25 protein-coding genes are annotated in these 24755 nt (G+C 70.2%); 12 read left to right on the top strand and 13 right to left on the bottom strand.

Going from position 1 to position 24755, the window contains the following annotated elements; translation table 11 throughout:
- Positions 1–9: 9 nt before the first annotated feature.
- The 7 genes from H8B08_RS11730 (at position 10) to hisN (ending at position 5791) form a co-directional block, all read left to right on the top strand.
- Positions 10–969, top strand: coding sequence for a type II secretion system F family protein (locus H8B08_RS11730; RefSeq protein WP_187450386.1), 960 nt, complete (start codon positions 10–12; stop codon positions 967–969).
- 15 nt (positions 970–984) lie between these two features.
- The gene (locus H8B08_RS11725; protein WP_187450385.1) at positions 985–1914 is read left to right on the top strand and encodes a type II secretion system F family protein; all 930 of its coding nucleotides are present in this window, start codon (positions 985–987) and stop codon (positions 1912–1914) included.
- Between the two features lie 13 nt (positions 1915–1927).
- A complete protein-coding gene (locus H8B08_RS11720) occupies positions 1928–2419 on the top strand; it encodes a prepilin peptidase (protein WP_187450384.1) in 492 nt (163 codons plus the stop codon).
- 84 nt (positions 2420–2503) lie between these two features.
- Positions 2504–3661, top strand: a complete 1158-nt coding sequence (locus tag H8B08_RS11715) for an aminotransferase (RefSeq protein WP_187450383.1) — start codon at positions 2504–2506, stop codon at positions 3659–3661.
- A 90-nt stretch (positions 3662–3751) separates the two neighbouring features.
- Positions 3752–4156 (top strand): hypothetical protein, encoded by a 405-nt coding sequence (locus H8B08_RS11710; protein ID WP_187450382.1) that lies wholly within the window; start codon positions 3752–3754, stop codon positions 4154–4156.
- Between the two features lie 206 nt (positions 4157–4362).
- Complete coding sequence (locus tag H8B08_RS11705) at positions 4363–4749, top strand: helix-turn-helix domain-containing protein (RefSeq protein WP_163261674.1); 387 nt, start codon at positions 4363–4365, stop codon at positions 4747–4749.
- 247 nt (positions 4750–4996) lie between these two features.
- Complete coding sequence (gene hisN / locus H8B08_RS11700; protein ID WP_187450381.1) at positions 4997–5791, top strand: histidinol-phosphatase; 795 nt, start codon at positions 4997–4999, stop codon at positions 5789–5791.
- Here hisN and H8B08_RS11695 read toward each other — a convergent pair.
- The 3 genes from H8B08_RS11695 to H8B08_RS11685 form a co-directional block, all read right to left on the bottom strand.
- A complete protein-coding gene (locus H8B08_RS11695; protein WP_187450380.1) occupies positions 5772–6833 on the bottom strand; it encodes an alpha/beta hydrolase in 1062 nt (353 codons plus the stop codon). The genes hisN and H8B08_RS11695 overlap by 20 nt on opposite strands.
- Complete coding sequence (locus tag H8B08_RS11690; protein ID WP_187450379.1) at positions 6830–7726, bottom strand: class I SAM-dependent methyltransferase; 897 nt, start codon at positions 7724–7726, stop codon at positions 6830–6832. The genes H8B08_RS11695 and H8B08_RS11690 overlap by 4 nt, the downstream gene beginning before the upstream one ends.
- A 93-nt stretch (positions 7727–7819) precedes the next feature.
- Positions 7820–8674: a class I SAM-dependent methyltransferase gene (locus tag H8B08_RS11685; protein WP_187450378.1), complete on the bottom strand. Its 855-nt coding sequence runs from the start codon at positions 8672–8674 to the stop codon at positions 7820–7822.
- Positions 8675–8989: 315 nt separating this feature from the next.
- Here H8B08_RS11685 and H8B08_RS11680 point away from each other — a divergent pair, with 315 nt between their 5' ends.
- Positions 8990–9454 carry an Hsp20 family protein gene (locus H8B08_RS11680; RefSeq protein WP_187450377.1) on the top strand — a complete coding sequence of 155 codons (465 nt, stop codon included), beginning with the start codon at positions 8990–8992 and terminating at the stop codon, positions 9452–9454.
- 78 nt (positions 9455–9532) lie between these two features.
- Here the strand turns inward: H8B08_RS11680 and H8B08_RS11675 are convergent, their stop codons facing one another.
- The 3 genes from H8B08_RS11675 to gpmA all read right to left on the bottom strand — a co-directional run bounded on the left by H8B08_RS11675 (position 9533) and on the right by gpmA (position 12440).
- Entirely contained in the window at positions 9533–10789 is a 1257-nt protein-coding gene (locus tag H8B08_RS11675) for a pentapeptide repeat-containing protein (protein WP_187450376.1), read from the bottom strand.
- A 308-nt stretch (positions 10790–11097) separates the two neighbouring features.
- On the bottom strand, positions 11098–11718 hold the full coding sequence (locus H8B08_RS11670) for a bifunctional diaminohydroxyphosphoribosylaminopyrimidine deaminase/5-amino-6-(5-phosphoribosylamino)uracil reductase RibD (protein ID WP_255500799.1): 621 nt from the start codon (positions 11716–11718) through the stop codon (positions 11098–11100).
- A complete protein-coding gene (gpmA, locus tag H8B08_RS11665) occupies positions 11715–12440 on the bottom strand; it encodes a 2,3-diphosphoglycerate-dependent phosphoglycerate mutase (RefSeq protein ID WP_187450375.1) in 726 nt (241 codons plus the stop codon). The genes H8B08_RS11670 and gpmA overlap by 4 nt, the downstream gene beginning before the upstream one ends.
- 110 nt (positions 12441–12550) lie before the next feature.
- Between gpmA and H8B08_RS11660 the strand changes: the two genes are divergently transcribed.
- From H8B08_RS11660 to H8B08_RS11650, 3 genes are all read left to right on the top strand, one after another.
- Positions 12551–12793: a hypothetical protein gene (locus H8B08_RS11660; RefSeq protein ID WP_187450374.1), complete on the top strand. Its 243-nt coding sequence runs from the start codon at positions 12551–12553 to the stop codon at positions 12791–12793.
- The gene (locus H8B08_RS11655) at positions 12793–13749 is read left to right on the top strand and encodes an SIS domain-containing protein (RefSeq protein WP_187450373.1); all 957 of its coding nucleotides are present in this window, start codon (positions 12793–12795) and stop codon (positions 13747–13749) included. The genes H8B08_RS11660 and H8B08_RS11655 overlap by 1 nt, the downstream gene beginning before the upstream one ends.
- A 72-nt stretch (positions 13750–13821) precedes the next feature.
- Positions 13822–15321, top strand: a complete 1500-nt coding sequence (locus H8B08_RS11650; protein WP_187450372.1) for a phosphomannomutase/phosphoglucomutase — start codon at positions 13822–13824, stop codon at positions 15319–15321.
- Positions 15322–15569: 248 nt separating this feature from the next.
- On the opposite strand, the gene infC is transcribed toward H8B08_RS11650, so the two are convergent.
- Both infC and H8B08_RS11640 read right to left on the bottom strand, forming a co-directional pair.
- The gene (infC, locus tag H8B08_RS11645; RefSeq protein ID WP_163261651.1) at positions 15570–16091 is read right to left on the bottom strand and encodes a translation initiation factor IF-3; all 522 of its coding nucleotides are present in this window, start codon (positions 16089–16091) and stop codon (positions 15570–15572) included.
- A 224-nt stretch (positions 16092–16315) separates the two neighbouring features.
- A complete protein-coding gene (locus tag H8B08_RS11640) occupies positions 16316–17494 on the bottom strand; it encodes a glycosyltransferase family 4 protein (RefSeq protein ID WP_187450371.1) in 1179 nt (392 codons plus the stop codon).
- A 93-nt stretch (positions 17495–17587) separates the two neighbouring features.
- Between H8B08_RS11640 and H8B08_RS11635 the strand changes: the two genes are divergently transcribed.
- The gene (locus H8B08_RS11635) at positions 17588–18331 is read left to right on the top strand and encodes an alpha/beta fold hydrolase (protein WP_187450370.1); all 744 of its coding nucleotides are present in this window, start codon (positions 17588–17590) and stop codon (positions 18329–18331) included.
- Between the two features lie 3 nt (positions 18332–18334).
- On the opposite strand, the gene H8B08_RS11630 is transcribed toward H8B08_RS11635, so the two are convergent.
- The 5 genes from H8B08_RS11630 to secA form a co-directional block, all read right to left on the bottom strand.
- Positions 18335–19195, bottom strand: a complete 861-nt coding sequence (locus H8B08_RS11630) for an SDR family oxidoreductase (RefSeq protein WP_187450369.1) — start codon at positions 19193–19195, stop codon at positions 18335–18337.
- Between the two features lie 52 nt (positions 19196–19247).
- On the bottom strand, positions 19248–20357 hold the full coding sequence (locus H8B08_RS11625; protein WP_187450368.1) for an aromatic ring-hydroxylating dioxygenase subunit alpha: 1110 nt from the start codon (positions 20355–20357) through the stop codon (positions 19248–19250).
- A 129-nt stretch (positions 20358–20486) separates the two neighbouring features.
- Positions 20487–20744, bottom strand: a complete 258-nt coding sequence (locus H8B08_RS11620; protein ID WP_187450367.1) for a hypothetical protein — start codon at positions 20742–20744, stop codon at positions 20487–20489.
- Between the two features lie 205 nt (positions 20745–20949).
- A complete protein-coding gene (locus tag H8B08_RS11615) occupies positions 20950–21783 on the bottom strand; it encodes a hypothetical protein (protein WP_187450366.1) in 834 nt (277 codons plus the stop codon).
- A 153-nt stretch (positions 21784–21936) separates the two neighbouring features.
- A complete protein-coding gene (gene secA / locus H8B08_RS11610; protein WP_187450365.1) occupies positions 21937–24708 on the bottom strand; it encodes a preprotein translocase subunit SecA in 2772 nt (923 codons plus the stop codon).
- Positions 24709–24755 lie beyond the last annotated feature (47 nt).

Raw genomic sequence — 24755 nt, 5'->3', positions numbered from 1 at the left:
GGGGCCGTCATGGGCGCTGTAACCTACCTGGTCTACGCCGCGGTGTTCATCGCCGTGGTGCTCACGGTCGAGGGCGTCTGGCTCGCCGTCCGCGGCCTGTCGGGCGAAAATCGCGACGTGAACCGTCGTCTGGCGCTCGCGCGCAAGAGCGGCGACGAACAGGCCGGCCTTAAGCTGATCGCCCGCAGCCAGGGCGGACGGGTGGCCGCCGCGCTGGATGCGCGCCTGCCTTGGCTGCGCCAGGCGCTCTGGGCGGCCCGCGCGCCGATCTCCTCGGCCCAGTTCGGCCTGATCGTGCTGGGCGGGTTTACGGGCCTCTTCCTGCTGTTGACGTCGTCAGGCTGGAGACCGGTCTTTGCTGTCCTCATGGCCGCCGGCGCGGCCGGGCTCGGGCCTCTGGCCGCGCTTTCGTTCATGGCCGCCCGGCGCCGGGCGCGGTTCCTGGAGCAGATGCCCCAGGCCGTCGACCTGATCGCCCGCAGCCTGCAGGCCGGGCACCCGGTCCCTTCGGCGCTGGCGGTGGTGGCCAAGCAGATGCCGGACCCGATCGGCACCGAATTCGGCTTGGTGATCGACGAGATGACCTATGGCCTCGACCGCGACGAGGCGCTTGGAAACCTGCTTCAGCGCGCGCCGTCCCCCGAGTTGCGGATGTTCGTCGCCTCGCTGCAGGTGACCCGCGAGACCGGCGGCAACCTGGCCGAGGTCTTCCTGAAGCTCAGCGAGGTCGTGCGCGAAAAGGCGCAGCTCCGGCGCAAGGTGCACGCCATCACCGCCGAGGGGCGCCTGTCCTTTTATATCATCACCGCCCTGCCGGCGGTCGTGGTCGGGGGCATCCTGGTGATGCGTCCCGCCTACTACGTCGAGGTCGCGTCCGATCCCCTGTTCCTGCCGCTGATGTCGGGGCCGCCGATCCTCCTGGTGATCGGCGCCCTGACGATCTGGCGGATGGTCAATTTCAAGATTTGAAGCGGGGAGGGGGACATGGGACTAGCCATCATCTTCACCATGGCGGGCCTGGCGGTGCTGGCCCTCGCGATCGGGGTCGCCGTCATCGTGTTCGGCGACCGCCTGTTCGCCTCGCGGCTCGCGGCGCTGGCGCCGGGGGCGGGGACGCCCACGACGCGCGCCTCGCTGACGCCGCAGGTGACGCGCGCGCTCGAGAAGCTCGGCGACCGCCTCGGCAAGGGCGCGGTCGACGGCGAAAAGCGCGGCGTGCTTCGCGCCCGCCTGGTCCAGGCGGGCATCTACGCCGATCGCGCCGTGGAGATCTTCTTCGCCCTGCGCGTGCTCTCGGCGCTGCTCTTCGGTGTCGGCGCGGTCGTCGCGGTGGCGGTGTTCAAGCCGGCCGGCGCCCTGATCGCGCTGCTCGTCGTCGTCGGCGCGGCCAATGCGGGCCTGTTCCTGCCCAACCTGATCCTCGCCCACCGCATCGGCGAGCGGCGTCTGGGCATCAGGCTGGGCCTGCCGGACGCGGTCGACCTGATGGTGGTCTGCGTCGAGGCGGGCTCCACGGTGACGGCCTCCATTCAGCGCGTCTCGCGCGAGTTCGTGGAAATGCATCCGGTGCTGGCCTCCGAGCTGGAGATCACCCTGCGCCAGATGCAGGCCGGCTCCAGCCGGGCCGACGCGATGAGCCGCCTGGCCGAACGCGCGCCGCTGGACGAGCTGCGCAACCTGGTCACCATGCTGAACCAGTCCGAAGCACTCGGCGCGAGCCTGGGCCAGACGCTGCGGGTCTTCGCCGAGGAGATGCGGCGCAACCGCTTCCTGGAGGCGGAGCGCAAGGCCGCGGAGCTGCCGGTGAAGATGGCGATCCCGCTGGTCTTCTTCGTCTTCCCCTGTCTGATGGGCGTGATCTTCACGCCGGTGGTCATCCGCTTCGTCCGGGTGCTGTTCCCGGCCATGAGCTAGGCGCGAGGGGCCCATGTCGATCTGGGCGAGCCTGTACTTCGGCGCGGTGCTGATCGTCGCGGCGATCTCCGACGTGCGCAGCTTTCGCATTCCCAACGTCCTGCCCGCGATCCTGGCGCTGGGCGCCCTGGTGCTGGCGACGCCCGAGACCGGCGGCGAGTGGGCCAGCCGCTTCACCTCCGTGCTGGCGGTCGGCGGCTTCGCCATGGGGCTCTACATGGCCAACGGCCTGGGCGGCGGCGACGTGAAGCTGCTGGCCGCCGCCGCCCTGTGGGCGCCGCTCTCGACCCTGCCCGCCTTCATCCTGTCGCTGGGCCTGGCGGGCGGCCTGCAGGCGCTTGCGGTGATGGCCTGGACGCGTTGGCGCGCCGCCGGCGCCCTGGCGGGCGGCGCCCCGGCGGCCGAACCCGCCGCCCCGGCCCGGATGCCCTACGCCGTCTCGATCGCCGCGGCCGGCCTGTTCTGGCTGTGGTGGGAGGCCGTCGGCCGCGCGGCGGCGGGCTGACGCGGCGGGCTTCGCAAGCGGGCTCACCTGTGCGATCCGGAAGGTCGCGGCTTCGCCCGGCCGCGTCCTGCGCCGCAGAGAGCCATGGTCAATTCCGTCTACGCCGGCCTGCCCACGACCATCTTCGAGGTGATGTCCGGCCTCGCGCGCGAGACCGGCGCGATCAACCTGGGCCAGGGCTTCCCCGACACGCCCGGCCCTGAGGCGCTCCGGCGCAAGGCGGCCGAGCTGGTGATCGACGGCTGGAACCAGTACCCGCCCATGCGCGGCCTGCCCGAGCTGCGCCAGGCGGCCGCGGCGCATTACCGCCGCTTCCAGGGGCTGGATCTCGACTGGGAAACCGAGGTGACGGTCACCTCCGGGGCCACCGAAGCCCTGGCGGCGAGCTTCCTGGCCCTGATCGAGCCCGGCGACGAGGTGGTGCTGTTCCAGCCGCTCTACGACGCCTACGCGCCCTTGATTCGCCGCGCCGGAGGCGTGGCGCGGCTGGTGCGGCTGACCCCGCCCGACTGGCGCATCGGGCGCGAAGCCCTGGCCGCCGCCTTCACGCCGCGCACGCGGCTGGTGGTGTTCAACAATCCGCTCAATCCGGCCGGCGTGGTGTTCCCGCACGAGGACCTGGCCCTGCTGACCGAGTTCTGCGTCGCCCACGACGCGATCGCGATCTGCGACGAGGTCTGGGAGCAGGTGGTGTTCGACGGCCGCCGCCACGTGCCCCTGATGGCCCTGCCGGGCATGCGCGAGCGGACGGTGAAGATCGGCTCGGCCGGCAAGATGTTCGCCCTGACCGGCTGGAAGGTCGGCTTCGTCTGCGCAGCGCCCGAGCTGACCGCGGCCATCGCCAAGGCGCATCAGTTCCTGACCTTCACCACGGCGCCCAATCTGCAGGCCGCCGTGGCCTGGGGACTGGGAAACTGCGACGACTGGTTCGCGAGCATGCCGCAGGACCTGCAGCGTTCGCGCGACCGGCTGGCCGCCGGCCTGCGGGCGGAGGGCTTCGCGGTCCTGGACAGCGGCGGCACCTACTTCCTGAACATCGATCTGGCGGCTTCGGGGATCGGCGCCGACGACCGGACCTTCTGCCTGCGCGCGGTGAAGGAGGCCGGGGTGGCCGCCATTCCGGTGTCGACCTTTTACGAGAGCGATCCGGTGACCAGCGTCGTGCGCCTGTGCTTCGCCAAGGTCGACTCCACCCTCGACGCCGGGGTCGAGCGGCTGGCCCGGGCGCGGGCGTTGTTCTGAACTGCGACGCTTCGCCGGGAAGCTGAGCCGAAACGCAATCGGCGCCCGACGCGTTTCGCCCAGCCGGGGCTGAACAGATTGGAGCGTCCTATGCGTGTCTTGACCTTCTCGATCGCCGCCGCCTGCGCCGCGGCCCTGACCGTGCCGGCGTGGGCCCAGCCGATGCCGCCGGCTGCGAAGGCGCCGCCGCCGCCGGCCGAAGCGCCGGCCGCGCCCGCCACCGCCGCCCCGACCCCCGCGACGGCCGACAGCGTGAAGGCCGGCGCCTCGGTGAAGGACTCCGCCGGCGTCGATCTGGGCACGGTCGACAAGGCCATGCTGGACGAATCCGGTGCGCTGAAGGGCGTGGCCATCCGCACCCGCGACGGCGACGTCTACGCCCTGCCGGCCGCGGGCTTCACGGTCCAGGGCCCGTTCGTCGTGGCCGGTTGGACCAAGGAGCAGATCGACCAGGCCCGCAAGGCCCAGGCCCCCGCGGCGCCCGGCGAAGCCTGAGCCGCGGAGGTTGGGCCGGCGCGTTCCGGGACGGCCTCAGCGCCGTCCCGTCGCCTCGTCGCGATGAAGGCGGCCCTCGTCGCTTCCCCCTGTCCGATCGCCGTCCGGGCGAGCTGAATTCCCGCCCGGCACGAGCCTTGCCGCGTGACAGGCGAGCCGTCCCGAAACGGAACGGTCCCCGAAACGAGGAGACAGGGGGAAAAGGCATGGCGACCGACATCGATCTTCACCTGGGCAAGCGCCTGCGCCGCCGCCGCCGCCTGCTGGGCCTGACCCAGCAGCAGCTGGCGCTGGCCGTGGGCATCCGCTTCCAGCAGATTCAGAAGTACGAGTGTGGCGCGAACCGCATCTCGGCCGCGCGGCTTTGGCAACTGGCCGAAGCGCTCGAGACGCCGGTGAGCTACTTCTACGACGGCCTGGCGGAAGCCGCCTCGCGAGAGAGCGCCAACGACGAGAAGTCGGGCGGCGAAGTGTACTCGCGCAAGGAGACGCTGGACCTTATCCAGGCCTACTACCAGCTGGGTGAGCGTCCGCGCCGCCGGCTGCTGGACCTGGCCAAGTCGCTGAACGCCGGCGACGGCACCGCCGCCTGACCACCCTGAACGCGCGCTGGACCGGCGCCCCAAACGCAAAATCTCGCCGGTCCATGCGCTCGCTTTCGGCCTCCAGGCCCGCCTCCGCGCAAGCGACGGTTCGCCTTAGAGCCTTCCCGCTTCGACTGGAGTCATTCGAAGCGGACGAGACGGCTCTAGATTCTAGAGTTGGAGCGCGATGGCCGCCGAAACCGGCGTCCACTTTCGGCTATCGCGCTCTAGGCCGCAGATGGTCTAAGCCGGCGGGATGACCGACCTCGCCCGATTTGAAGCCTTCGCCGTCGAACTCGCGCGCGCCGCGGGCGCCGTGGCCCTTCCCCTGTTCCGGACCGATTGCGGCCACGAGAACAAGGCGGCGGGGAGCGGCTACGATCCGGTGACCGAGGCGGATCGGGGTTCGGAGGCGGCGATCCGCAAGCTGATCGCCGAGCGCTTCCCCGAGCACGGCGTGATCGGCGAGGAGTACGGCGAGGACCGGCCCGACGCCGAGTTCGTCTGGGTGCTGGATCCGATCGACGGGACGCGCGCCTTCGTGGCCGGCCTGCCGCTGTGGACCACCCTGATCGCGCTCCGCCGCCATGGACGCCCGGTGGTCGGCGTCATTTCCCAACCGGTTCTGGACGAGGTGTTCGTCGGCACGGCCTCAGGCTCGCGCCTGATCGCGCGCGGCGCCGAGTGCGCGCTGAAGGTGCGGCCCTGTCCCAAGCTGACCGACGCGGTGATCGCCACCACCGACCCGGACATGTTCGACGGCGCCGAGCTGGGCGCCTGGACGCAGGTGCGCGCGGCCGCCCGGCTGGCCCGGCTGGGCTGCGACGCCTACGCCTACGCCATGCTGGCCCTGGGCCGCATCGACCTGGTCATCGAGGCGGGGCTGAAGGCGTGGGACATCGAGGCTCTGGTCCCGGTGGTCGAGGGCGCGGGCGGCTCCGTCACCAACTGGCGCGGCCAGGCGGTCGACGGCACGGGCCAGATCGTCGCCGCCGGGGATCCGGCGGCGCTTGAAGAGGCGCTGGTGGCGCTCAGGCGCTCGGCGAAATGACCGCCGGGGCGGGCGTCTCGAAGCCGTCGGCCTCAGGCGTCGGGTAAGCCTCGGCCTGGGGCGCGTACTCCTCGCGGGGCGCCAGCTGTTCGGCCAGGTCGTCGAACTCGCGGAAGAACGGCCAGCGACGCTCGTCGACCTCCATCAGCACTTCGTGCTTTGCGGCCGTGACCTCCACGTACTTGCCGCGCGGCAGGCGCTTGGCGACCCAGCGGGCGGCCGTCTTCCAGACGCGCGCGTCGTCGCCGCCCTGGACGATGGTCACCGGGGTCTTCACCCGCTTCAGCACCTTGGGCTTCATCACCCGTTCGCCGGCGTCGACCGCGAAGGCCAGCCAGCCCCAGGTGATGCCGCCGACCGCCAGGTGCGGGCAGGCGTACAGCTGCTCGCGCCAGCGCTCGTAGCGCGCGCGGTCGCTGGTCAGGCCGTCCTTTTCGAAGGTGTGCTCGAACGGATCGTCATAGTCGTCCAGCACGTACTCGCCGGCCTTGCCGTGGCGCACGTTCCAGCGCGCCGCGAAGCGCACCGACCACATCGACCGCTTGCCGGTCTTCAGCCGCAGCATCGGGCTGGACAGCAGGGCCGAGGCGAAACGGGTCTCGCCGGCCATCAGGCTGAGCAGGTTGAGACAGCCGCCCATGGAGTGGCCGACCATGATCCACGGCTGGGGCATGCGGGTCTCGAAGGTGTCGAGCAGCCGCGAATAGTCGTCCAGGTACTCCTCGACCGCGCGGGCGTGGCCCTTCAGCCGGTCGGGCAGCAGGCGGGCGGACAGGCCCTGGCCGCGCCAGTCGTGGGCCAGGACGGCGAAGTCGCGGTCCAGGAAGTCGCCGATGACTTCGTAGTACTTCTCGATCGGCTCGGTGCGGCCGGGGCTCAGCACCACGGTGCCGCGCGGCGTGCCCTGGGGCAGCCAGAAGGCGGCGCGCAGGCGAAGCCCGCCGGCGCCCCGACACCATTCGCCGATCCCCCCGGCGGGCGCGGAAGCCCCGGGGATCGACATCAGGGGCGCATTGGCGGCGAAGGCGGCGACGCGGTTCACGCGGGCTTCCTGAATTTGAGCGTCATGCGGTCGCTTTCGCCGATCGCGTCGTACTTCGACCGGTCGAAGGCGGGGTTGGCGGGTTGCCCCCGCGGCGCGGTGAGGCGCTGCGGCGGCAAGGTCCAGACGCCGAAGGGGTGATCCTTCGTGTCCTTGGGGTTGGCGTTGACTTCGCTGGAGGCCACGAAGGCGAAACCCGCCTCGGCCGCAAGCTGTTTCACGTAGGGCTCCTGAACGTAGCCGCTGGTCGCGGCCGAATCCTGGGTGCCTCCGATGTCGGCGCGATGCTGCTCGATTCCAAGGACGCCGCCGGGCTTCAGCGCGGCGAAGGCGTCGGCGAAGGCCTTTTCGGCGATGCCGGCGGCCATCCAGTTGTGCAGGTTGCGCATGAACATGACCAGGTCGGCCGTCCCGGCCGGCACGACCGGCCCGCTGGTCGGGCCGAACTCGGTCATCTTCACTTCGCCGTAGAGCTTCTTGTCGGAGCCGAACCGCTTGCGGAAGCGGTCGACGATCTCGACCTGGGCCGGCTCGGCGCCCGCGCCGACCTGGAAGTTGGCGGCGTAGAGCGTGCCCTTGTTGCGGGCCAGGTAGGGGGCGAGGATCTCGGTCCACCAGCCGGCGCCCGGCCAGAACTCGACCACGGTCTGGCCCGGGGCGAGGCCGAAGAATTCGAGGGTTTCCTTGGGGTGACGCCAGGCGTCGCGCGCGCGGTCGCTGGGCGAGCGCCAGGCGCCCGCCACCGCCCATTCAAGCGAGCCCTCGGGCGGACCCGCCGGCGCTTGCTTGGCCGGGGCCTTCTTCTCGGGTTCGCGGCGGCAACCGGCCAGGACCAAGGCCGAAACTCCCGCGATCACCCCTCGACGAGACGCCCAGGGCGACAACTCAGACATCACAACCCCCGTACGACGCGACGGTCCCCCGAGCCGGCGCCTCGACCCCTATGCGTGTAAACCGCTCCGCCGCCTCGGTCAAAGCCGCGAACCTCACGCAGGCTTGCGGAATCGCAGCGTCATGCGGTCGCTCTCGCCGATCGCGTCGAAGTGCGCGCGCTCGGCGTCGGTGAGGGTGCGCCCGTCCTCGGCGGTGCGTCGCACGGGCGGCAGGGTCCAGACCCCGAACGGGTGGTCGCGGGTGTCCTTGGGGTTGGCGTTCAGGTCGCTGCGGGCCTCCAGCACGAAGCCGGCCTTCTTGGCCGCCTCGATCACATAGCTCTCCGGCACGTAGCCGTTGCCGGCCATCGGATCAGAGCCTTCGGGCGCGCGGTGTTGTTCGACGGCGAGCACGCCGCCCGGCTTCAAGGCCTTGAAGAAGGCGGCCATGAACTGGTCGGTCGAGCCCTGCTGGGCCCAGTTGTGGAAGGCGCGCGCGACCAGGACCATGTCGGCGGAGCTCGGCTGGACGCCCACGCCCGAGACCGAGCCGAAGTTCACCGCCTTGACCCCGAACTTCGCCTCGAAGTCGGCCCGCGCCTTGCGGCCGGCGTCGGTCATGTTGGGGCTGGCCAGGTCGTTGTAGGCGCCCAGATAGGTCCCGCCCGTCGCCTTGGCGTAGGGGGCCAGGATCTCGGTCCACCAGGCTTCGCCGCCCGGCTGGATCTCGATCACCGTCATGCCCGGGGTCAGGCCCCAGAAGGTCAGGCTCTCGTAAGGGTGGCGGAAGGCGTCGCGGGCCTTGTGCGCGTCGGAGCGGGCCGGGTCGGCCACAGCGGCCGTCAGCGCGGCGTCCTCCTCGAAGCGCGGCGCGGACGCCCGGGCCGCCGCGGCGGCGGACGCAGCCAGGGCCGGGGTGGCGGCAGCGACGACGAAGGCGGCGGCGAGAAGCGCGGCGGAGCGGACCATCGGGGTTCCTCCAGAGCCTGTTTGAAAAGCTCGAGCGCGTTCTGATCGCAAAACCGGATCCACTTTTGCGGAACGCGCCCGAGCGGGCGTGACGACAGCCTAGGCGCGTACGGGGGGCTGGCAAGCGGTTTCGCGTGAAGCTTCGGCGACGCCCCTTGCGGCCTCCGCCGCGCTTCCTAACTGAATGTACGAAGGCGCCGAACTTAGGGCCTTCAGACCGCCCGGGGCCGAGATCGGGCCGTGCGGTTTCAACCCCAAGCGCCCCGGGCAAGCCGCGGGGCGTCCGCAACCTTGCTGATGCAGGAGGATGCCGTGATGCGTTCCTATGATTTCGCTCCCCTCTACCGTTCCGTGGTCGGCTTCGACCGCCTCGCCAGCCTGCTGGAACAGGCGGCCAAGACCGAAAGCCCGACCAACTGGCCGCCCTACAACATCGAGACGATCGGCGAGAACGCCTACCGGATCGAACTGGCGGTCGCCGGCTTCAAGCCCGAAGAGCTGAACGTCGAGGTCAAGGAGCACCTGCTGACCGTCCAGGGGCGCAAAAGCGCCAACGACGACGCCGAGCGACGCTACCTCCACCGCGGCCTGGCCGAGCGCGACTTCGAGCGCCGCTTCCAGCTGGCCGACTACGTGGTGGTCACCGACGCCCAGCTGAAGGACGGCCTGCTGTCGATCTCGCTGAAGCGGGAGCTGCCGGAAGCCCTGAAGCCGCGCCGGGTCGAGATCTCCACCCAAGGGCCGACCGGCCTGATCGAGGGCGAGGCCGCCGCGGCCTGACGCCTTCCCTCTCTCTCTTCTTCCCTCCGAAAACTTCGGGCGGCGCGGACCTCGCGCCGCCCGTTTTCGTGTCTGGGTTCAGTCCAGCTCGTTGAGGTCGCGCACGCCGTGACGGACGGCGCCGGTCAGGTCGGCGCCGCGCAGTTGCGCGCCGGTGAACTTGCCGCGGCTGAGGTCCGTGCCGGCCATCTGGGCCCGGCGGAGGTCGGCGCCGGAGAAGTCCGCCCCCTTCAGGTTCGCGCCGGTCAGGTCAGCCGGCAGCAGCCGGTCCTGGGAGATCAGCAGCGGGCCCAGGTGTGCGTCGCGCAGGTCCGATCCGGACAGCTTGGCGCGCGCCAGCCGCGCCCCGCGCAGGTCGGCGCGCCGCAGGTTGCAGCCGCGCAGGTCGGCGTCCTCCAGGTGGGCGCCTTGCAGCTGCACGCCTTCCATGTCCAGGCCGTAGAACACCGCGCCCTTGGCCGACAGCGCCGTCAGGTTCAGGCCGCGCACCGACTTCAGCGCCCGCAGGTCGGCGTTGTTGAACATCGACGGCTTGCCCTCGCGCCCGCCGGTCTCGCACCACAGGGCGTGGGCGCGCAGCATCTCGTCGTAGGGCAGGGCGTCCACCGGTTGGCCGACCGGCTTGTCGGTCAGCACGCCCTCCATGTTGGCCCCGTCGGCCCTCCATAGGGTGGTCTTGGCCCCGACCAGCACCGCGTCCGACAGGTCCGCGCCCGAGAAGTCCGCGCCCGACAGGTCGGCGCCCGCCAGGTCGACCCCCTTCAGATTCGCCTGCTTGAGGTTGGCGCGCACCAGCTTGCAGTCCTTCATGACCGCGTCGCTGAAGTCGGCCTTGATGGCGATCACGCCCGACAGCTTGGAGCGCTCCAGGTTGGCCCCGACCAGGCTCGCGCCCTGCGCCTCGGCCGCGCGGTTGGTCGGCTCCAGGATGCGCAGGCCCAGCTGCTTGTCGGCCGCCGCGATGGTGCCTTCGCGCAGGTCGGCTTCGAACAGGTCCGCGGCGGTCAGGTCGGCGCCGCGCAGGCAGGCCCCGCGCAGGTCGGCGCGGCGCAGGCTGGCCCCGGCCAGCTTGGCGCCCTGCATGTCGGCGCCGAACAGGTTGGCCTGGTCGAGCTTGGCCCCGGTCAGGTCGGTGTCGACCATGATGGTGGCGGTGAAGTCGGCGTCGGACAGGTTGCGGCCGGCCAATTTCAGGCCGGAAATGTCGGTCCACGAGAACACGGCCCGCGCGCCGCCCAGGCGGGCGGTCCACAGGCGGTCGTGCTTGGCGCAGATCTCGTCCGCCTCGGACTGGGTCAGTCGACGATGGCGGACGGTTGTGTCCTTCGAGGACATGAGAACTTCCGGTAACCGATCCGACGTTATCGGCGGGGCGTGGTTAACACCACCTAACCGGCGGCCGGCCTGTTCAGATTCCGGAAAGTCCCGCGCCTGGCGCGCCGTCGGGGAGACGGCGCGCCCGCCGGCGAACAGGGAGGGGGGAAAAGATCCGCCAGCGCTCCGCCGGCCGTCGCGGCCGGCGAAGACGTGTGCGGCGCGCGCTCCGTCGCGCGCCGTTTGCCGGGCTTCAAATAGATGGGTGGCCCGTTCCGACTAGGCGGGCGGCCGGCACATGACCTGTGCCGGAATGGAAGAAGGCGGGGCTAGGCGAGGACGCCCTGTGCCCGCAGTCGGGCGGCGAGCTCGCCGGCGCGAGGGACCCACAGCCGGTTCCAGCCTTCGGCGCCCAGGCGCACCAGGGCGGCGTCCAGGTCTTCCCCCGATTGCGCCTCGAACGGGCCGTCGAAGCCGTCGCCGTCGTCGCTTTCGGCCACCAGCGGGCGGCCGGTGGTCATGCGGTGCACGAAGCCTTCGCTCAGCGCCGCCGCCTCGTCGGCCAGCAGGCCGGTCTCGAACGGCACGCCGGCCGCGGTCAGGCGCTCGATCCCCTGGCCGGAGGCGAAGGGGGAGGGGTCTTCGCAGGCGATCATCACCCGCGCCACGCCGGACAAGGCCAGCCGCTCGGCGCAGGACGGCGCGCCGGAGCTGCGCGCGCCGCAGGGCTCCAGGGTGACGTAGGCGGTCGCGCCGCGGGCGGCGTCGCCCGCGGCGGCCAGCGCAAGCTCTTCAGCATGCGGGCGGCCGCCTTCGCCGGTGGCGGCCTCCGCCAGCACCACGCCGTCCTTCACCAGCACGCAGCCGACCACGGGATTGGGCCGGGTCTTGCCGAGGTTCACGCGGGCGACCGCGATCGCCCGGCGCATGAAGGCGACGTCGTCGCTCAACGCGCGCCCTTGACGAAGTGCGGGATGGCCTCGGCGCGGCTCTCGTCGAGATAACGGGCCGACAGCGGGTCGAGGTGGTCGTCCAGCACGATGGCCAACGGGTTGCCGGTCGGGATCTCGACGTTGACGATGTCGTCCTCGCTGACGTCGAACACGTGCTTGACGATGGCGCGCAGCGAGTTGCCGTGCGCGGCCACCAGGACGGTCTCGCCATTGGCCAGGTGCGGGGCGATCTCGTCGGTCCAGAACGGCAGCACGCGGTCCAGCGTGGTCTTCAGGCTCTCGGTCGAGGGCACCTTGGCGTGGTGGTAGCGGCGGTCGGCCGCGAAATCCCATTCGCTGCCCGGGGCCAGGTCCGGCGGCGGCACGTCGTAGGAACGGCGCCACACCTTCACCTGGTCGTCGCCGAACTTGGCGGCGGTCTCGGCCTTGTTCAGGCCGGTCAGGCCGCCGTAGTGGCGCTCGTTCAGACGCCAGTCCTTGACCACCGGGACCCAGCCCTGGCCGGCGGCGTGCAGGGCGATCTCGCCGGTGCGGATCGCACGGGTCAGGACCGAGGTGTACTCGCGGTCGAAGTGGATGCCGGCTTCCTTCAGGAGTTCGCCGCCGCGGCGCGCCTGGGCCTCGCCCTCCGGCGTCAGGTTCACGTCCACCCAGCCGGTGAAGCGGTTGTCCAGGTTCCACTGGCTCTGGCCGTGGCGAAGAAGGACGAGAAGCGGCATGGCGTGACCTCGCGTTGAGACCAGGCCGGGCTAGCCTCCGGAGCGCGCCGGGGTCAAGCCTCGTCGGTCGGCGGTTTGTCGGGCGCGCGCGCAAAGGCTATACGGCCGACATGTCCGATCGGCTGTTCTATCCCCTCGCCGCGCTCACCGCGGTCCTCATGGTCGCTCTCGGCCTCGTCTGGCCCCAGGGCTTCGGCGCGCGTTCGCCCGCCCCGTTCGGCCACGAGGTCGAAGTCCCTGATTACGTGGTCGCTGAGCGCCGCAAGGCGGCCGAGGACGCCGCCAAGGCGGCTCAGGCCGCGGCCCAACCCGCCGCCGCGCCCGTCGCCCAGCCCGCGCCGGAGGCCAAGTGATGAGCGCCTTCGACGCCGCCGGGGTCGGCCGCCGGGTTCTGCAGATCGAGGCCGACGCCCTGCGCCGCATGGCCGAAGAGCTGGACGGCGCCTTCGCTAAGGCCGTGGAGACCATGCACGGCGTGACCGGCCGCGTGGTCTGCACCGGCGTCGGCAAGTCCGGCCACGTGGGCCGCAAGATCGCCGCCACCATGGCCTCGACCGGCACCCCGGCCATCTTCGTCCACGCCACCGAGGCCAGCCACGGCGACCTCGGCATGGTCGGCACCGACGACGCGGTCCTGGCCCTGTCCAAGTCGGGCGAGACCAAGGAACTGGCCGACGTGGTCGCCTACGCCAAGCGCTTCGGCATCCCGCTGATCGGCATGACTTCCAAGGCGGACTCCGCGCTCGGCCGCGCCGCCGACGTGCTGCTGCTGCTGCCGCCGGAGCCGGAAGCGGCCGACGGCGTCGACGCGCCGACCACATCCACCACCCTGCAGATCGCGCTGGGCGACGCCCTGGCCGTGGCCCTGCTGGAGCGCCGCGGCTTCACCGCCCTGGACTTCCGGGTGTTCCATCCGGGCGGCAAGCTGGGCGCGGTGCTGCGCACCGTGGGCGACCTGATGCACCCGGCCGCCGAGCTGCCGCTGGCGCGCTCGACCACGCCCATGCACGAGACCCTGCTGGTCATGACCGAGAAGCGGTTCGGCTGCGTCGGCGTGCTGAACGCGGAGGGGCGGCTTGCCGGGATCGTCACCGACGGCGACCTGCGCCGCCACATGGAAGGCCTGATGACCCACACCGCCGGCGAGGTGATGACGCCCGCGCCCCTGGCGGTGGAGCGGGGCATGCTGGCCGGCGAGGCGCTGAAGCTGATGAACGATAACCGCATCACCGTGCTGTTCGTCGTCGAGGACGGTCGGCCGGTGGGGATCCTCCACGTCCACGACGTGCTGCGCGCAGGCGTGATCTGATTTTTTTCTGTGCACCGACCGTCACCGATCGGAGTTATACCCGCCGACCTCAACCGTAGGACGCTCCGCTCCATGCTGCCCACGCCGCGCGCCGACCTGAAGCCCAACACCTTCGAGTACGAGACCATTCCGTTGGTGAAGCCGACGGGCTTCCGCGAGTACGACGCGCGCTGGGTGCTGGAGAAGGAGATCAACCTCCTCGGCATCCAGGCGCTGGGCCTGGGCCTGGGCACCTACGTCCAGGAGATCGGGGTGAAGCCCCGCATCGTGGTCGGCCACGACTTCCGCAGCTATTCGCTGAGCGTGAAGCAGGCCCTGATCGTGGGCCTGCTGCAGGCCGGCTGCGAGGTGCTGGACATCGGCCTGTCGGTCTCGCCGATGGCCTATTTCGCCCAGTTCGCGCTGGACGCCCCGTGCGTGGCCATGGTCACCGCCAGCCACAACGAGAACGGCTGGACCGGGGTGAAGATGGGGGCCCAGGCGCCGCTGACCTTCGGCCCGGACGAGATGGGCCGGCTGAAGCAGATCGTGCTGGGCGGCGAGGGCGTGGCGCGGGCCGGCGGGACGCTGACCCAGGTCGAGAACTTCGCGGCGCGCTATCTCGACGAGGTTTCGCAGGCGCGCGTGGTGCGTCCGCTGAAGGTGATCGCCGCCTGCGGCAACGGCACGGCCGGCGCCTTCGCGCCCGAGGCCCTGCGCCGGATGGGCGTCGAGGTGATCGAGATGGACTGCACCCTCGACAACACCTTCCCCAAGTACAATCCGAACCCTGAAGACCACGCCATGCTGAAGGCGATGGCCAAGGCGGTGAAGGAGTATGGCGCCGACGTGGCCCTGGGCTTCGACGGCGACGGCGACCGCTGCGGCGTGGTCGACGACGAGGGCGAGGAGATCTTCGCCGACAAGATCGGCTTGATGCTGGCCCGCGATCTGTCGGCCCTGCACCCGAACGCCACCTTCGTGGTCGACGTGAAGTCGACCGGCCTCTACGCCACCGATCCGGTGCTGCACGCCAACGGGGCCAAGACCGTCTACTGGAAGACCGGCCACAGCTACATCAAGCGCAAGACCGCCGAGCTGGGCGCCCTGGCCGGGTTCGAGAAGTCGGGCCACTTCTTCTTCAACCCGCCGATCGGGCGCGGCTACGACGACGGCGTGGTCGCCGCCGCCGCCGTCCTGCAGATGCTGGACCGCAACCCGGGCAAGAAGCTGTCGGACCTGAAGAAGGCCCTGCCGGTGGCCTGGACCTCGCTGACCATGTCGCCCCACTGCGACGACGAGCGGAAGTACGGCGTGGTCGAGGACGTGGTGCGCGAGTACCAGGACTTCGCCGCGGCCGGCGGCACCATCCTGGGCCGCAAGATCCAGGAGGTGATCACCGTCAACGGCGTGCGCGTGGCGCTGGAGGACGGCTCCTGGGTGCTGGTGCGCGCCTCCTCGAACAAGCCCGAGCTGGTGGTGGTGGTCGAGAGCGCCAAGTCCGAGGACGACATGCGCGCCCTGTTCCGCGACGAGGTGAAACCCCGCCTGGCCCGCCGGGCCGAGGTGGGGGCCTACAACCAGGAGATATGAGCAACCTCTCCTCCCCTGCAAGCGGAGCGCGGCGGGGGAGGGGGACCGCCCGAAGGGCGGTGGTGGGGGCGAACGGCCCCTCCTTCGATTTTGAGTGAGCCTACAGTCTTCTTCAGCCCGATTACGGCGGTTCGCCCCCTCCACCATGTTTCGCATGGTCCCCCTCCCCCGCTTCGCAGGGGAGGAGAAGAACGAAAAACGCCCCCGGTTTTCACCGGGGGCGTTTTCGTCTCAGGACCTCGCCGCGCTCACTTGGGCGCGAGGATCATGATCATCTGACGGCCTTCCATGCGCGGCTCGTACTCGACCTTGGCGACTTCCTCGAAGTCGGCCTTGACCTTCTGGAGCAGCTTCATGCCCAGCTCGGGGTGAGCCATTTCACGGCCGCGGAAGCGCAGGGTGACCTTCACCTTGTCGCCTTCCTCGAAGAACCGGGTCATAGCCTTCGCCTTCACGTCGTAGTCGTGCGTGTCGATGTTCGGGCGAAGCTTGATTTCCTTGATCTCGACGACCTTTTGCCGCTTGCGCGCCTCGGCTTTCTTCTTCTGCTCCTGGAAGCGGAATTTGCCGTAGTCGAGGATTTTGCAGACCGGCGGATCGGCGGTCGGCACGATCTCCACCAGGTCCAGGCCCGCCTCTTCAGCAGCTTCGATCGCGGAAGCCGTGGGCATGACCCCCTGCTTCTCGCCGTGCTGGTCGATGAGCAGGACCTTGGGGGCGCGGATGTCTTGGTTCATGCGCGGTCCCTCACGGGTGGGGGGCGCTTGCATAGGGCGGCGAATAGGCGTGGCTCCAGCCTGTTGATCCGAAGTGTGCGGCCCGACGCGGGGCACGCGGCGTCGCGCGGTGGCCCGCGGACAACGGATGTATATGACCAACGCCGTTATTAGGATCAAGCGTCGGCGCTCAAAGAAACGCAGAGCGTAACTTTCCGGCGCCAGTCGAGCGCAGCCTTAACGGAACCTTTCGACAGGAAGACCCGCGGTATCGATTTTCAGGCGACCGCGCGGGCCCGCCCGGCGACCAGGCGGCGATACACCGCCAGCGTCGCGTCACACATGGCGTCGACCGAATACAGCGCCCGCGCCCGCGCGCGGCCCTGCTCGCCCATTTCGGCCCGGCGCGCCGGCCCGGCGTCGAGGGCTTCGGCCAGGGCGCCGGCCCAGGCGCCCGCGTCGCGCGGGGTCACCAGCCAGCCGGTCAGGCCCGGCACGACGGTCTCGCGCGCGGCGCCGTGGTCGGCGGCCAGCACGGCGCGGCCCATGGCCTGCGGCTCCACCGCCGTGCGCCCGAAGGCTTCCGGATCCAGCGACGGCGCGGCGGCCAGGTCGGCGACCAGATAGGCGGCCGGCATGTCCTCGCAGTGGCCGACGATGCGGACCTGGTCCTCGAGGCCGGCGCCGGCGATCGCCGCGTCCAGCTCGGCCCGGTACTCGTGGCGGCCCTGGTCGTCGCCGGCCAGCAGCAACAGGACGTCGCTGCGGCCCTCGGCCTTCAGCCGCGCCGCGGCCTCGATCAGCAGCAACTGGCCCTTCCAGCGGGTCAGGCGGCCGGCCAGGAGGACCTTGAGGCGCGCGTCGTCGGCCGCCACGCCCCAGGCCTCGCGCAGGCGCGCGACGCGCTCGGAGCCGACGTGGACGGGATCGAAGCGCTCGATGTCGACACCGCGCGGAATGGCGACGATGCGGTCGGCCGCCACGCCGTGCTCGGCGATGACGTGGTCGCGGGTGAACTCGGAGTTGGCGATCACCAGGTCGCCGCGGGTCATCACCGCGTTGTACCAGCGCTTCAGCGCCCCCTTGGCCTTGTAGACCCCGTGATAGGTGGCCACCACGGGCGTGCCGGTCCTGCGCGCGGCGCTGATCGCGCTGAAGGCCGGCGCGCGCGAGCGGACGTGGACGACGTCCACCTTCTCCTTGCGGATCAGCCGGGTCAGGCGGGCGGTGTTGGCGGCCATGACGAACGGGTTCTTCGAGTGCACCGGCATCTGGACCAGCTCGGCGCCGGCCGCCTTCAAAGCCGGCTCCAGCCGGCCGCCGCGCGAGGCGACCAGGGCGCGGCCGCCGGCCTTCACGACCGCGCGGGCGACGTCGAGGGTGGTCTGCTCCACGCCGCCGGTCTCAAGTTCCGGGACGACCTGCAGCAGGGTGAAGTTCGGAGGAAGCGTCGCCAATCGCAGCCCAATCTAGAAGTCGTCGCGCTTCCGGCGACCCCGGTTAGCGGCTATGCGCGTCAGGACGATTACTGGAACCGGAGCGGATGCGCCATGGGCGAGCGAAGCGGCTTTCTCGACCGCGGGGACGGCGAGCGGATCGCCTGGCGCGAGGTGGAGGGCCTGGGCCCCACGGTGGTGTGGCTGGGCGGCTTCCGCTCGGACATGGGCGGCACCAAGGCTGTGGCCCTCGCCGAGGCGGCCCAGGCGCGCGGCTGGCGCTTCCTGCGCTTCGACTATTTCGCGCACGGCGAGTCCTCGGGCGACTGGAACGCCGCCACCATCGGCCGCTGGCGCGCCGACGGCCTGGCGGTGATCGACGAGCTGACGAGCGGGCCGCTGGTGCTGGTCGGTTCGTCCATGGGCGGGTGGATGGCCTCGCTGGCGGCCCTGGCCCGGCCGGAGCGGGTGAAGGCGCTGGTGCTGATCGCGCCGGCCCCCGACTTCACCGAGGCGCTGATGCGTCCGGCGCTGTCGCCCGAGGCGCTGCGAGAGCTGGAGCTGAACGGCCTGTGGCTGCAGCCGTCCGACTACGACGCGCCCTACGCGATCACGAAGCGCCTGCTGGACGAGGGCCGCGACTGGCTGGTGCTGGACAAGCCCGTGCCGATCCGCTGTCCGGTGCGCATTCTGCAGGGCGAAGCCGATCCGGACGTGCCGTGGGCGCACGCCCTGACCCTGGCCCAGGCGGTGGAGACCGACGACGTGGTCTTCACCCTGATCAAGGCCGGCGATCATCGCCTGTCGCGCCCGCAGGACCTTGAGCGGCTGGTCGCGACCGTGGCCGAAGTGCGCTGAGGCTCAGGCCTCGCGGGCGAGGATGTCGGTCAGGCCCTCGCGCCAGGTCGGGAAGCGCGGCCGCCAGCCCAGTTCGGCCTTCAGGCGCGCGTTCGAAACCCGCTTGTTGTCGCTGTAGAACCGGCGCATGGCGTCGCTGACGCTGTCGTCGGTCCACGGCACCTCCGGGGGCAGCGGCAGGCCCAACATCTGCGCGGCGCCCTCGATCAGCACCTCGGCGGCGACCGGCTCGTCGTCGCAGACGTTGTAGACCGCGCCCGGCCGGGGCCGCAGCAGCGAGGCGAGCAAGGCGTCGGCGGCGTCCTCGACGTGGATGCGGTTGAACACCTGGCCGGGCTTTCGCACCAGCCGGGCGGTGCCGTCCCTCAGCTTGTCGATCGCCGAGCGCCCGGGGCCGTAAATGGCCGGCAAGCGGAAGACGCAGACGGTCAGGCCCATGCCGCGGCCGACCTGGCGCCAGTCGCGCTCGGCCGCCAGACGCCGCGCGCCTTCGACGGTGGGGGCGTTGGGCGCGGACTCTTCGAACACCCACCCGCCGGCGCGGTCGCCGTAGACGCCGGTGGTGGAGACGTAGCCGATCCAGTCGGGGAAGGCCCGCGCGCCGGCCAGCGCCGGGGCCAGCGCCTGCAGGCCGGGGCAGCCGTCGGCGCCGGGCGGGGCGGTGACCAGCACGGCGTGAGCGCCCTCGACGGCCGCGGCTAGCGCGGCCGGATCGTCCGGGTCGACCGGCTCGACGCCGCTGGCCGCCAGGCGGGCGCGCTTGGCCGGATCGCGCGCGGAGGCGGCCACCCGCCAGCCCTCCTGACGCATCAGGTTGGCGAAGGTCGAACCGAGATAGCCGTAGCCGAAAACGAAAAGCTTCATCACGCTGCTAAACTTAAGCGCTGCGCACTTGGTTTTAAGGCCAAGGCCCGGGTCAGCTCTTCCAGCGCAGGGTGGTGGGCTCGACCGGGTTCTTGAACGGCCGGCCTTCGGCGCGGGACGCCGCCCATTCCTTCTTCAGCGCCTGATACCATTTGGCCTGCTTGTCGGCGTCGTCGATCCAAAGCAGGGCCGGGTCGTACTTCAGGCCCTCGTTCTGCAGGTTCACCATGTCGCCGTCCTGCTTCAGGAAGGCGCGCGCGCCGATCCGGAACAGCGGCATGATCGCGCCGACGATCGGATGGTCGGACCAGAAGATCTGGGTGATGCGGGTCTTCTTCTCGTTCACCGCCGTCAGGCAGGTCAGGCCCAGCACCTGGCGGGCGCCCACCTGGATGTGCTCCCAGCGCAGGCCGGGCAGGCGGAAGGTGATCTCGGTGGCCGGCGCGCCGCCCAGGATCTTGTAGGCGCGGCTGTTCTTCGAGGGTGCGTGGCGGGCCATGGCGAAGCCCATCTCGCGCGGTTCGAACCGCTTGGCCTTCTCATGCTGGCTGTGCTTGGAGCGCCACCACCACTGCTGGTGCACGTAGGGGCCGTGGGCGGGATCCATCAGGCCCACGACCGCGTGGTCGATGTGGGCGTCGAAGTCCATCCGCTCGACCATCTTCGGCCTACCGCCGACCACGCCTTCGAAGGTGGGCGCCGGGTGGTCGGGCTCGGACGGGTTGCGCGGGTCCGAGGCCATCCAGACGAACACCAGGCCCTGGCTCTCGGCGACCGGATATCGGCGCACCTTCACCTTCTCGACCGGGAAGTTCTGGTCCTCGACCAGCGAGGGGATGGCCGCGCAGGCGCCGTCCGCGCCGAATCGCCAGCCGTGATAGGGGCACTCGACCGTCTCGCGCCCGTCCGGCTCCCTGACCAGGCGGCCGGCCGACAGCGGCGCGGCGCGGTGCGGGCAGACGTCGCGCAGGGCGTAGACCTCGCCGGCCCGGTTGCGCCCGAGCAGCACCGGTTCGCCCAGCAGTTCGTAGCGTTGGAGCGCGCCCGGCTTCAGGTCCGCGGACAGGGCCGCGAACCACCAGGTGTCATAGGTGAAGCCCTCCCCGAACTTTGCGGTCGGGGATTTGCGGGACTGCGTCACGGACTCGATGACGGCGACCATCGGCGCGGTGCTCCTCTCACACCGCGCCGTAGGTAACCTTCTCCGCGGTCAGGCCCAAGCGGCTAAACGTCTGAGCGCGTTCTGATCGCAAAACCGGAACCACTTTTGCGGAACGCGCTCTGACCGCGATCAGCTCTTCTTCGCGGCCGGCGCGGGCGCCGGAGCCGGCGTGGTTTTCGCCGCCGCCGGGTTGCACTTGTTTTTGCAGGTCAGCCACGCCTTGCGGCAGGTGGCGTCCTCGGTGCCTTTTTTCACGCAGGCTTGGTAGCTGGCCGTGCAGGTCTTCTTGCACTGTCCGGCCGAAGGCGCAGCCGCTTGAACCGCCCCCGCCGCCAGCCCGAACCCGACCGCCATGACGGCCGCCGCGACTTTACGCTTCCAACCCATGGTATCGCCTCCTTGGCGAATTGTGTCGTTTTGTGGGCGGAGCATAACGCAGATTTGCGAAGGGCGTTAGCCGTCACCGTTCACCAAACGGTGAAGCTTGAAACGGCCATGAAAAAAGGGCCTGGCCGTCGCCGGCCAGGCCTATTTCGATTTGGCGGTGTGGCGGCCGGCGGCGCCCGGACGCGAGCCGGCGCCTCAGTCGGGGTCAGTAGTAGACGTAAATCGTGGTCGGCGGCGGGAAGTTGGGCATCCTCACGCGCTCTTCGTGGGTCGGCTCGACCGCGAGGATACGGTAGCGAAGCTCCTTGCGCGGCGTTACGCCCAGAATTTCAAGCGTGACCCCGTCGAACTCCACGGTCTGGGGCAGTTCGCCGAAGGTGACTTCCTTATAGTCGCCGGCCAGCCCGGCCTTTTTCTTGCCGTCTAGAGGTACGCTGCGGGAGAGGTAGGCTCCTCCGATGATCGTCTTGCCGTCGCGCTTCGGTTTGATCCAGGACGGTTGCCAGGCGATGGCGAGGTCGACCGACGGCCCTTCGGCGGCGGTCGTCACCGTGTACTTCGCCGGCTGGGCGAGCGGCTGCGGAGCGCCGGGGACGAGGACCAACAGCGGGACGCCGCGGTAGGGCGTGCCCGAGGCGCGCACTTCATCAAAGCGACCGTCGCCGTCGGCGTCGCCGAAGCAGGACGTCTCATCGACCGTCAACCAGCTTCGCGCCTCGGAGACGGCGCAGTAGACCCAGGTCCCGGCCACCTCGACTCCGAACAGCTGCGTGCCGGCGGGAATGACCGCGCCGCGCGCGGCGCCGAACATCATGCCCTTGGCGGCGGGGGCCGCTTCGTCCAGGCGAGCGGCGCGGATGCTCCGCATCGGGCGTCGGGCGAAGACGTCGTCGCGCTTGACCAGAAGTTCGCCTGCCGGAACGGGAATCTGCTCGATCAGCATCGGCGACGAGAGGAATTGCCCGTAGGGTTGCGCCGCCGCCGCGCCGGCGACCAGCGCCAGCGCGAGGCCGAGCGCCGCAGCCATCATCCGTTGCATGAACACGCCCCCGCGCAGGTTGAAACGGCCGTGCTTTGCCACGGGAGGAAGAGCGCGAAAAGGGGCTTTCTCTTGCGCCGAGCACGCCCAGAAATGAAAAGGCCCGGCCGTCGCCGACCGGGCCATCGTCAGTTTGTCCGGGGCGACGCCGGATCAGACCAGCGCGCCGTGGCAGTGCTTGAACTTCTTGCCCGAGCCGCAGGGGCACGGCGCGTTGCGGGCGGTTTCCTGCCAGCCTTCCGGCATCAGTTCGAACGGCAGGCTGGCGCGGCGTTCCGGCGGCAGCTGGCCTTCCGGCATCTGGGCGGCCGGGTTGGCCATCTCGTTCTCGCCGGTCAGCGGGTTGAGGTGGACCTCCTCGAACATCGGGGTCTCGAGTTCGGGCGGCTGCTCGTAACGGAACTCCACCGTCATCAGCCAGCGGGTCACGTTCTGGCGCAGGTCGGCCAGCAGGTGCTCGAACAGCGAGAAGGCCTCGGTCTTGTACTCGTTCAGCGGGTCGCGCTGGCCGTAGCCGCGCAGGCCGATCACCGCGCGCAGGTGGTCGAGGTGGGTCAGGTGCTCGCGCCACTGCATGTCGATCATCTGCAGCAGGAAGTTCTTCTCGATCCCGCGCATCTGCTCGGGGCCGACCATCTGCAGGCGCTCGGCCGCGCGCGCGTCCGCCGCCTCGACGATGCGCTGCTCGATCTCCTCGTTGGAGACGCCTTCCTCGGCGGCCCAGTCGGCGATCGGCAGGTCCAGGCCGAGCACGTTCTGGACGCGTTCGGTCAGGCCCGCGACGTCCCACTGCTCGGCGTAGGCCTTGGGCGGCATGTGGCGCTCGACCAGGTCGCTGATCGAGTCGCGGCGGAATTCCGCGACCAGGTCCGACAGGTCTTCCGACTCCATGAACTCCTGGCGCTGCTCGAACACGGCCTTGCGCTGGTCGTTGATGACGTCGTCGTACTTCAGCAGGTTCTTGCGGATCTCGAAGTTGCGCTGCTCGACGCGGCGCTGGGCGGTGGCGATGGCCGAGTTCAGCCACTTGTGGGTGATCGCCTCGCCTTCCTGGACGCCGAAGGTGCGCATGATGCCTTCGAGGCGCTCGCCGGCGAAGATGCGCAGCAGGTCGTCCTCGGTCGACAGGTAGAACTTCGACTTGCCCGGGTCGCCCTGACGGCCGGTGCGGCCGCGCAGCTGGTTGTCGATGCGGCGGCTTTCGTGGCGCTCGGTGCCCAGCACGTAGAGGCCGCCGGCGGCCAGCGCCGCGGCCCGCTTCTCGGCGATCTCGGCTTCGAACGCCTTCTGCTGGGCGGCGTCGGCTTCCGGCGTCACCTCGACGCCCATGCCGCGCTGCTCCAGCCGCCAGCGCTGCATCTTCATGTCGAGGTTGCCGCCGAGCTGAATGTCGGTGCCGCGGCCCGCCATGTTGGTGGCGATGGTCACCGCGCCGGGCACGCCGGCTTCGGCCACGATGAAGGCTTCCTGCTCGTGATAGCGGGCGTTCAGCACCGCGTGCGGGACGCCGTCGACGGTCTTGCCGTCGATCTCGAACTTGTGGGCGGCGAGCAGCTTGGACAGCTCTTCCGACTTTTCGATCGACACGGTGCCGACCAGGATCGGCTGGCCGCGGCGGTGGCAATCCTCGATCTGCTTGACGATCGCCGCGTTCTTCTCGCGCTCCGAGCGGTAGACCTCGTCGTCCTCGTCGATGCGCTGGATCGGGCGGTTGGTCGGGATCTCCATCACGTCCATCTTGTAGATGTCCATGAACTCGCCGGCCTCGGTCGAGGCCGTGCCGGTCATGCCCGACAGCTTGGAGTAGAGGCGGAAGTAATTCTGGATGGTCACCGAGGCCAGGGTCTGGTTCTCGGGCTGGACCTGGACGCCTTCCTTGGCCTCGATGGCTTGGTGCAGGCCTTCCGACAGGCGGCGGCCGACCATCATGCGGCCGGTGAACTCGTCGATCAGGACGATCTCGCCGCCCTTGATGATGTAGTCCTTGTCGCGCGTGTACAGGGTGTTGGCGCGCAGGGCCTGGTTCACGTGGTGGACCACGCTGATGTTGGCCGGGTCGTACAGGCCCGCCGAATCCTCGGCCAGGTGGCCGGACGCGGCCAGCATCTCCTCGACCTTCTCCGAGCCGTACTCCGACAGCAGCGCCTGGCGCTGCTTCTCGTCCAGCTCGTAGGTCGACTTGTCCTGGATCATCTCCTTAACGACCAGGTCGATGGTCCGGTAGAAGTCCGAGCGGTCTTCGGTCGGGCCGGAGATGATCAGCGGCGTGCGGGCTTCGTCGACCAGGATGGAGTCGACCTCGTCGACGATCGCGAAGTTATGGCCGCGCTGCACCATCTCGCGCACGTCGTAGACCAGGTTGTCGCGCAGGTAGTCGAAGCCGAATTCGTTGTTGGTGCCGTAGGTGATGTCCGACTGGTAGGCGGCCTGGCGCTGGCCCTGGCTCAGCCCGTGGACGATCACCCCGGTCGACAGGCCGAGGAAGCGGTAGACCTGGCCCATCCATTCAGCGTCGCGGCGGGCGAGGTAGTCGTTGACGGTGATGACGTGCACGCCCTTGCCGGTCAGGGCGTTCAGGTAGGTCGGCGCGGTGGCCACCAGCGTCTTGCCCTCGCCGGTGCGCATTTCCGAGATGCCGCCCTCGTGGATGACCATGCCGCCGACCAGCTGCACGTCGTAGTGGCGCTGGCCCAGCACCCGCTTGGCCGCCTCGCGCACCACGGCGAAGGCTTCCTCGAGCACCTTGTCCAGGGTCTCGCCCTTGGCCAGGCGATCCTTGAAGATCTGCGTCTGGGCGCGCAGCTCCTCGTCGCTCATGGCCTGGTAGCGGGGCTCCAGCGCGTTGATCTTCGACACGCGCTGCGTCGCGATCTTAACCTTGCGGTCGTTGGAGGAGCCGAAAATCTTCTTGGCGAGGCCGAGCATGAACGATCCGGACGGTGGGCGAGCGATACGCTCTATATATGATGGGG

The organism is Caulobacter sp. 17J80-11 (assembly GCF_014349105.1).
Lineage (GTDB): Bacteria > Pseudomonadota > Alphaproteobacteria > Caulobacterales > Caulobacteraceae > 17J80-11.
The sequence above is the reverse complement of the archived record's forward strand: the minus strand, read 5'-3'. Positions and strand labels throughout refer to the sequence as shown.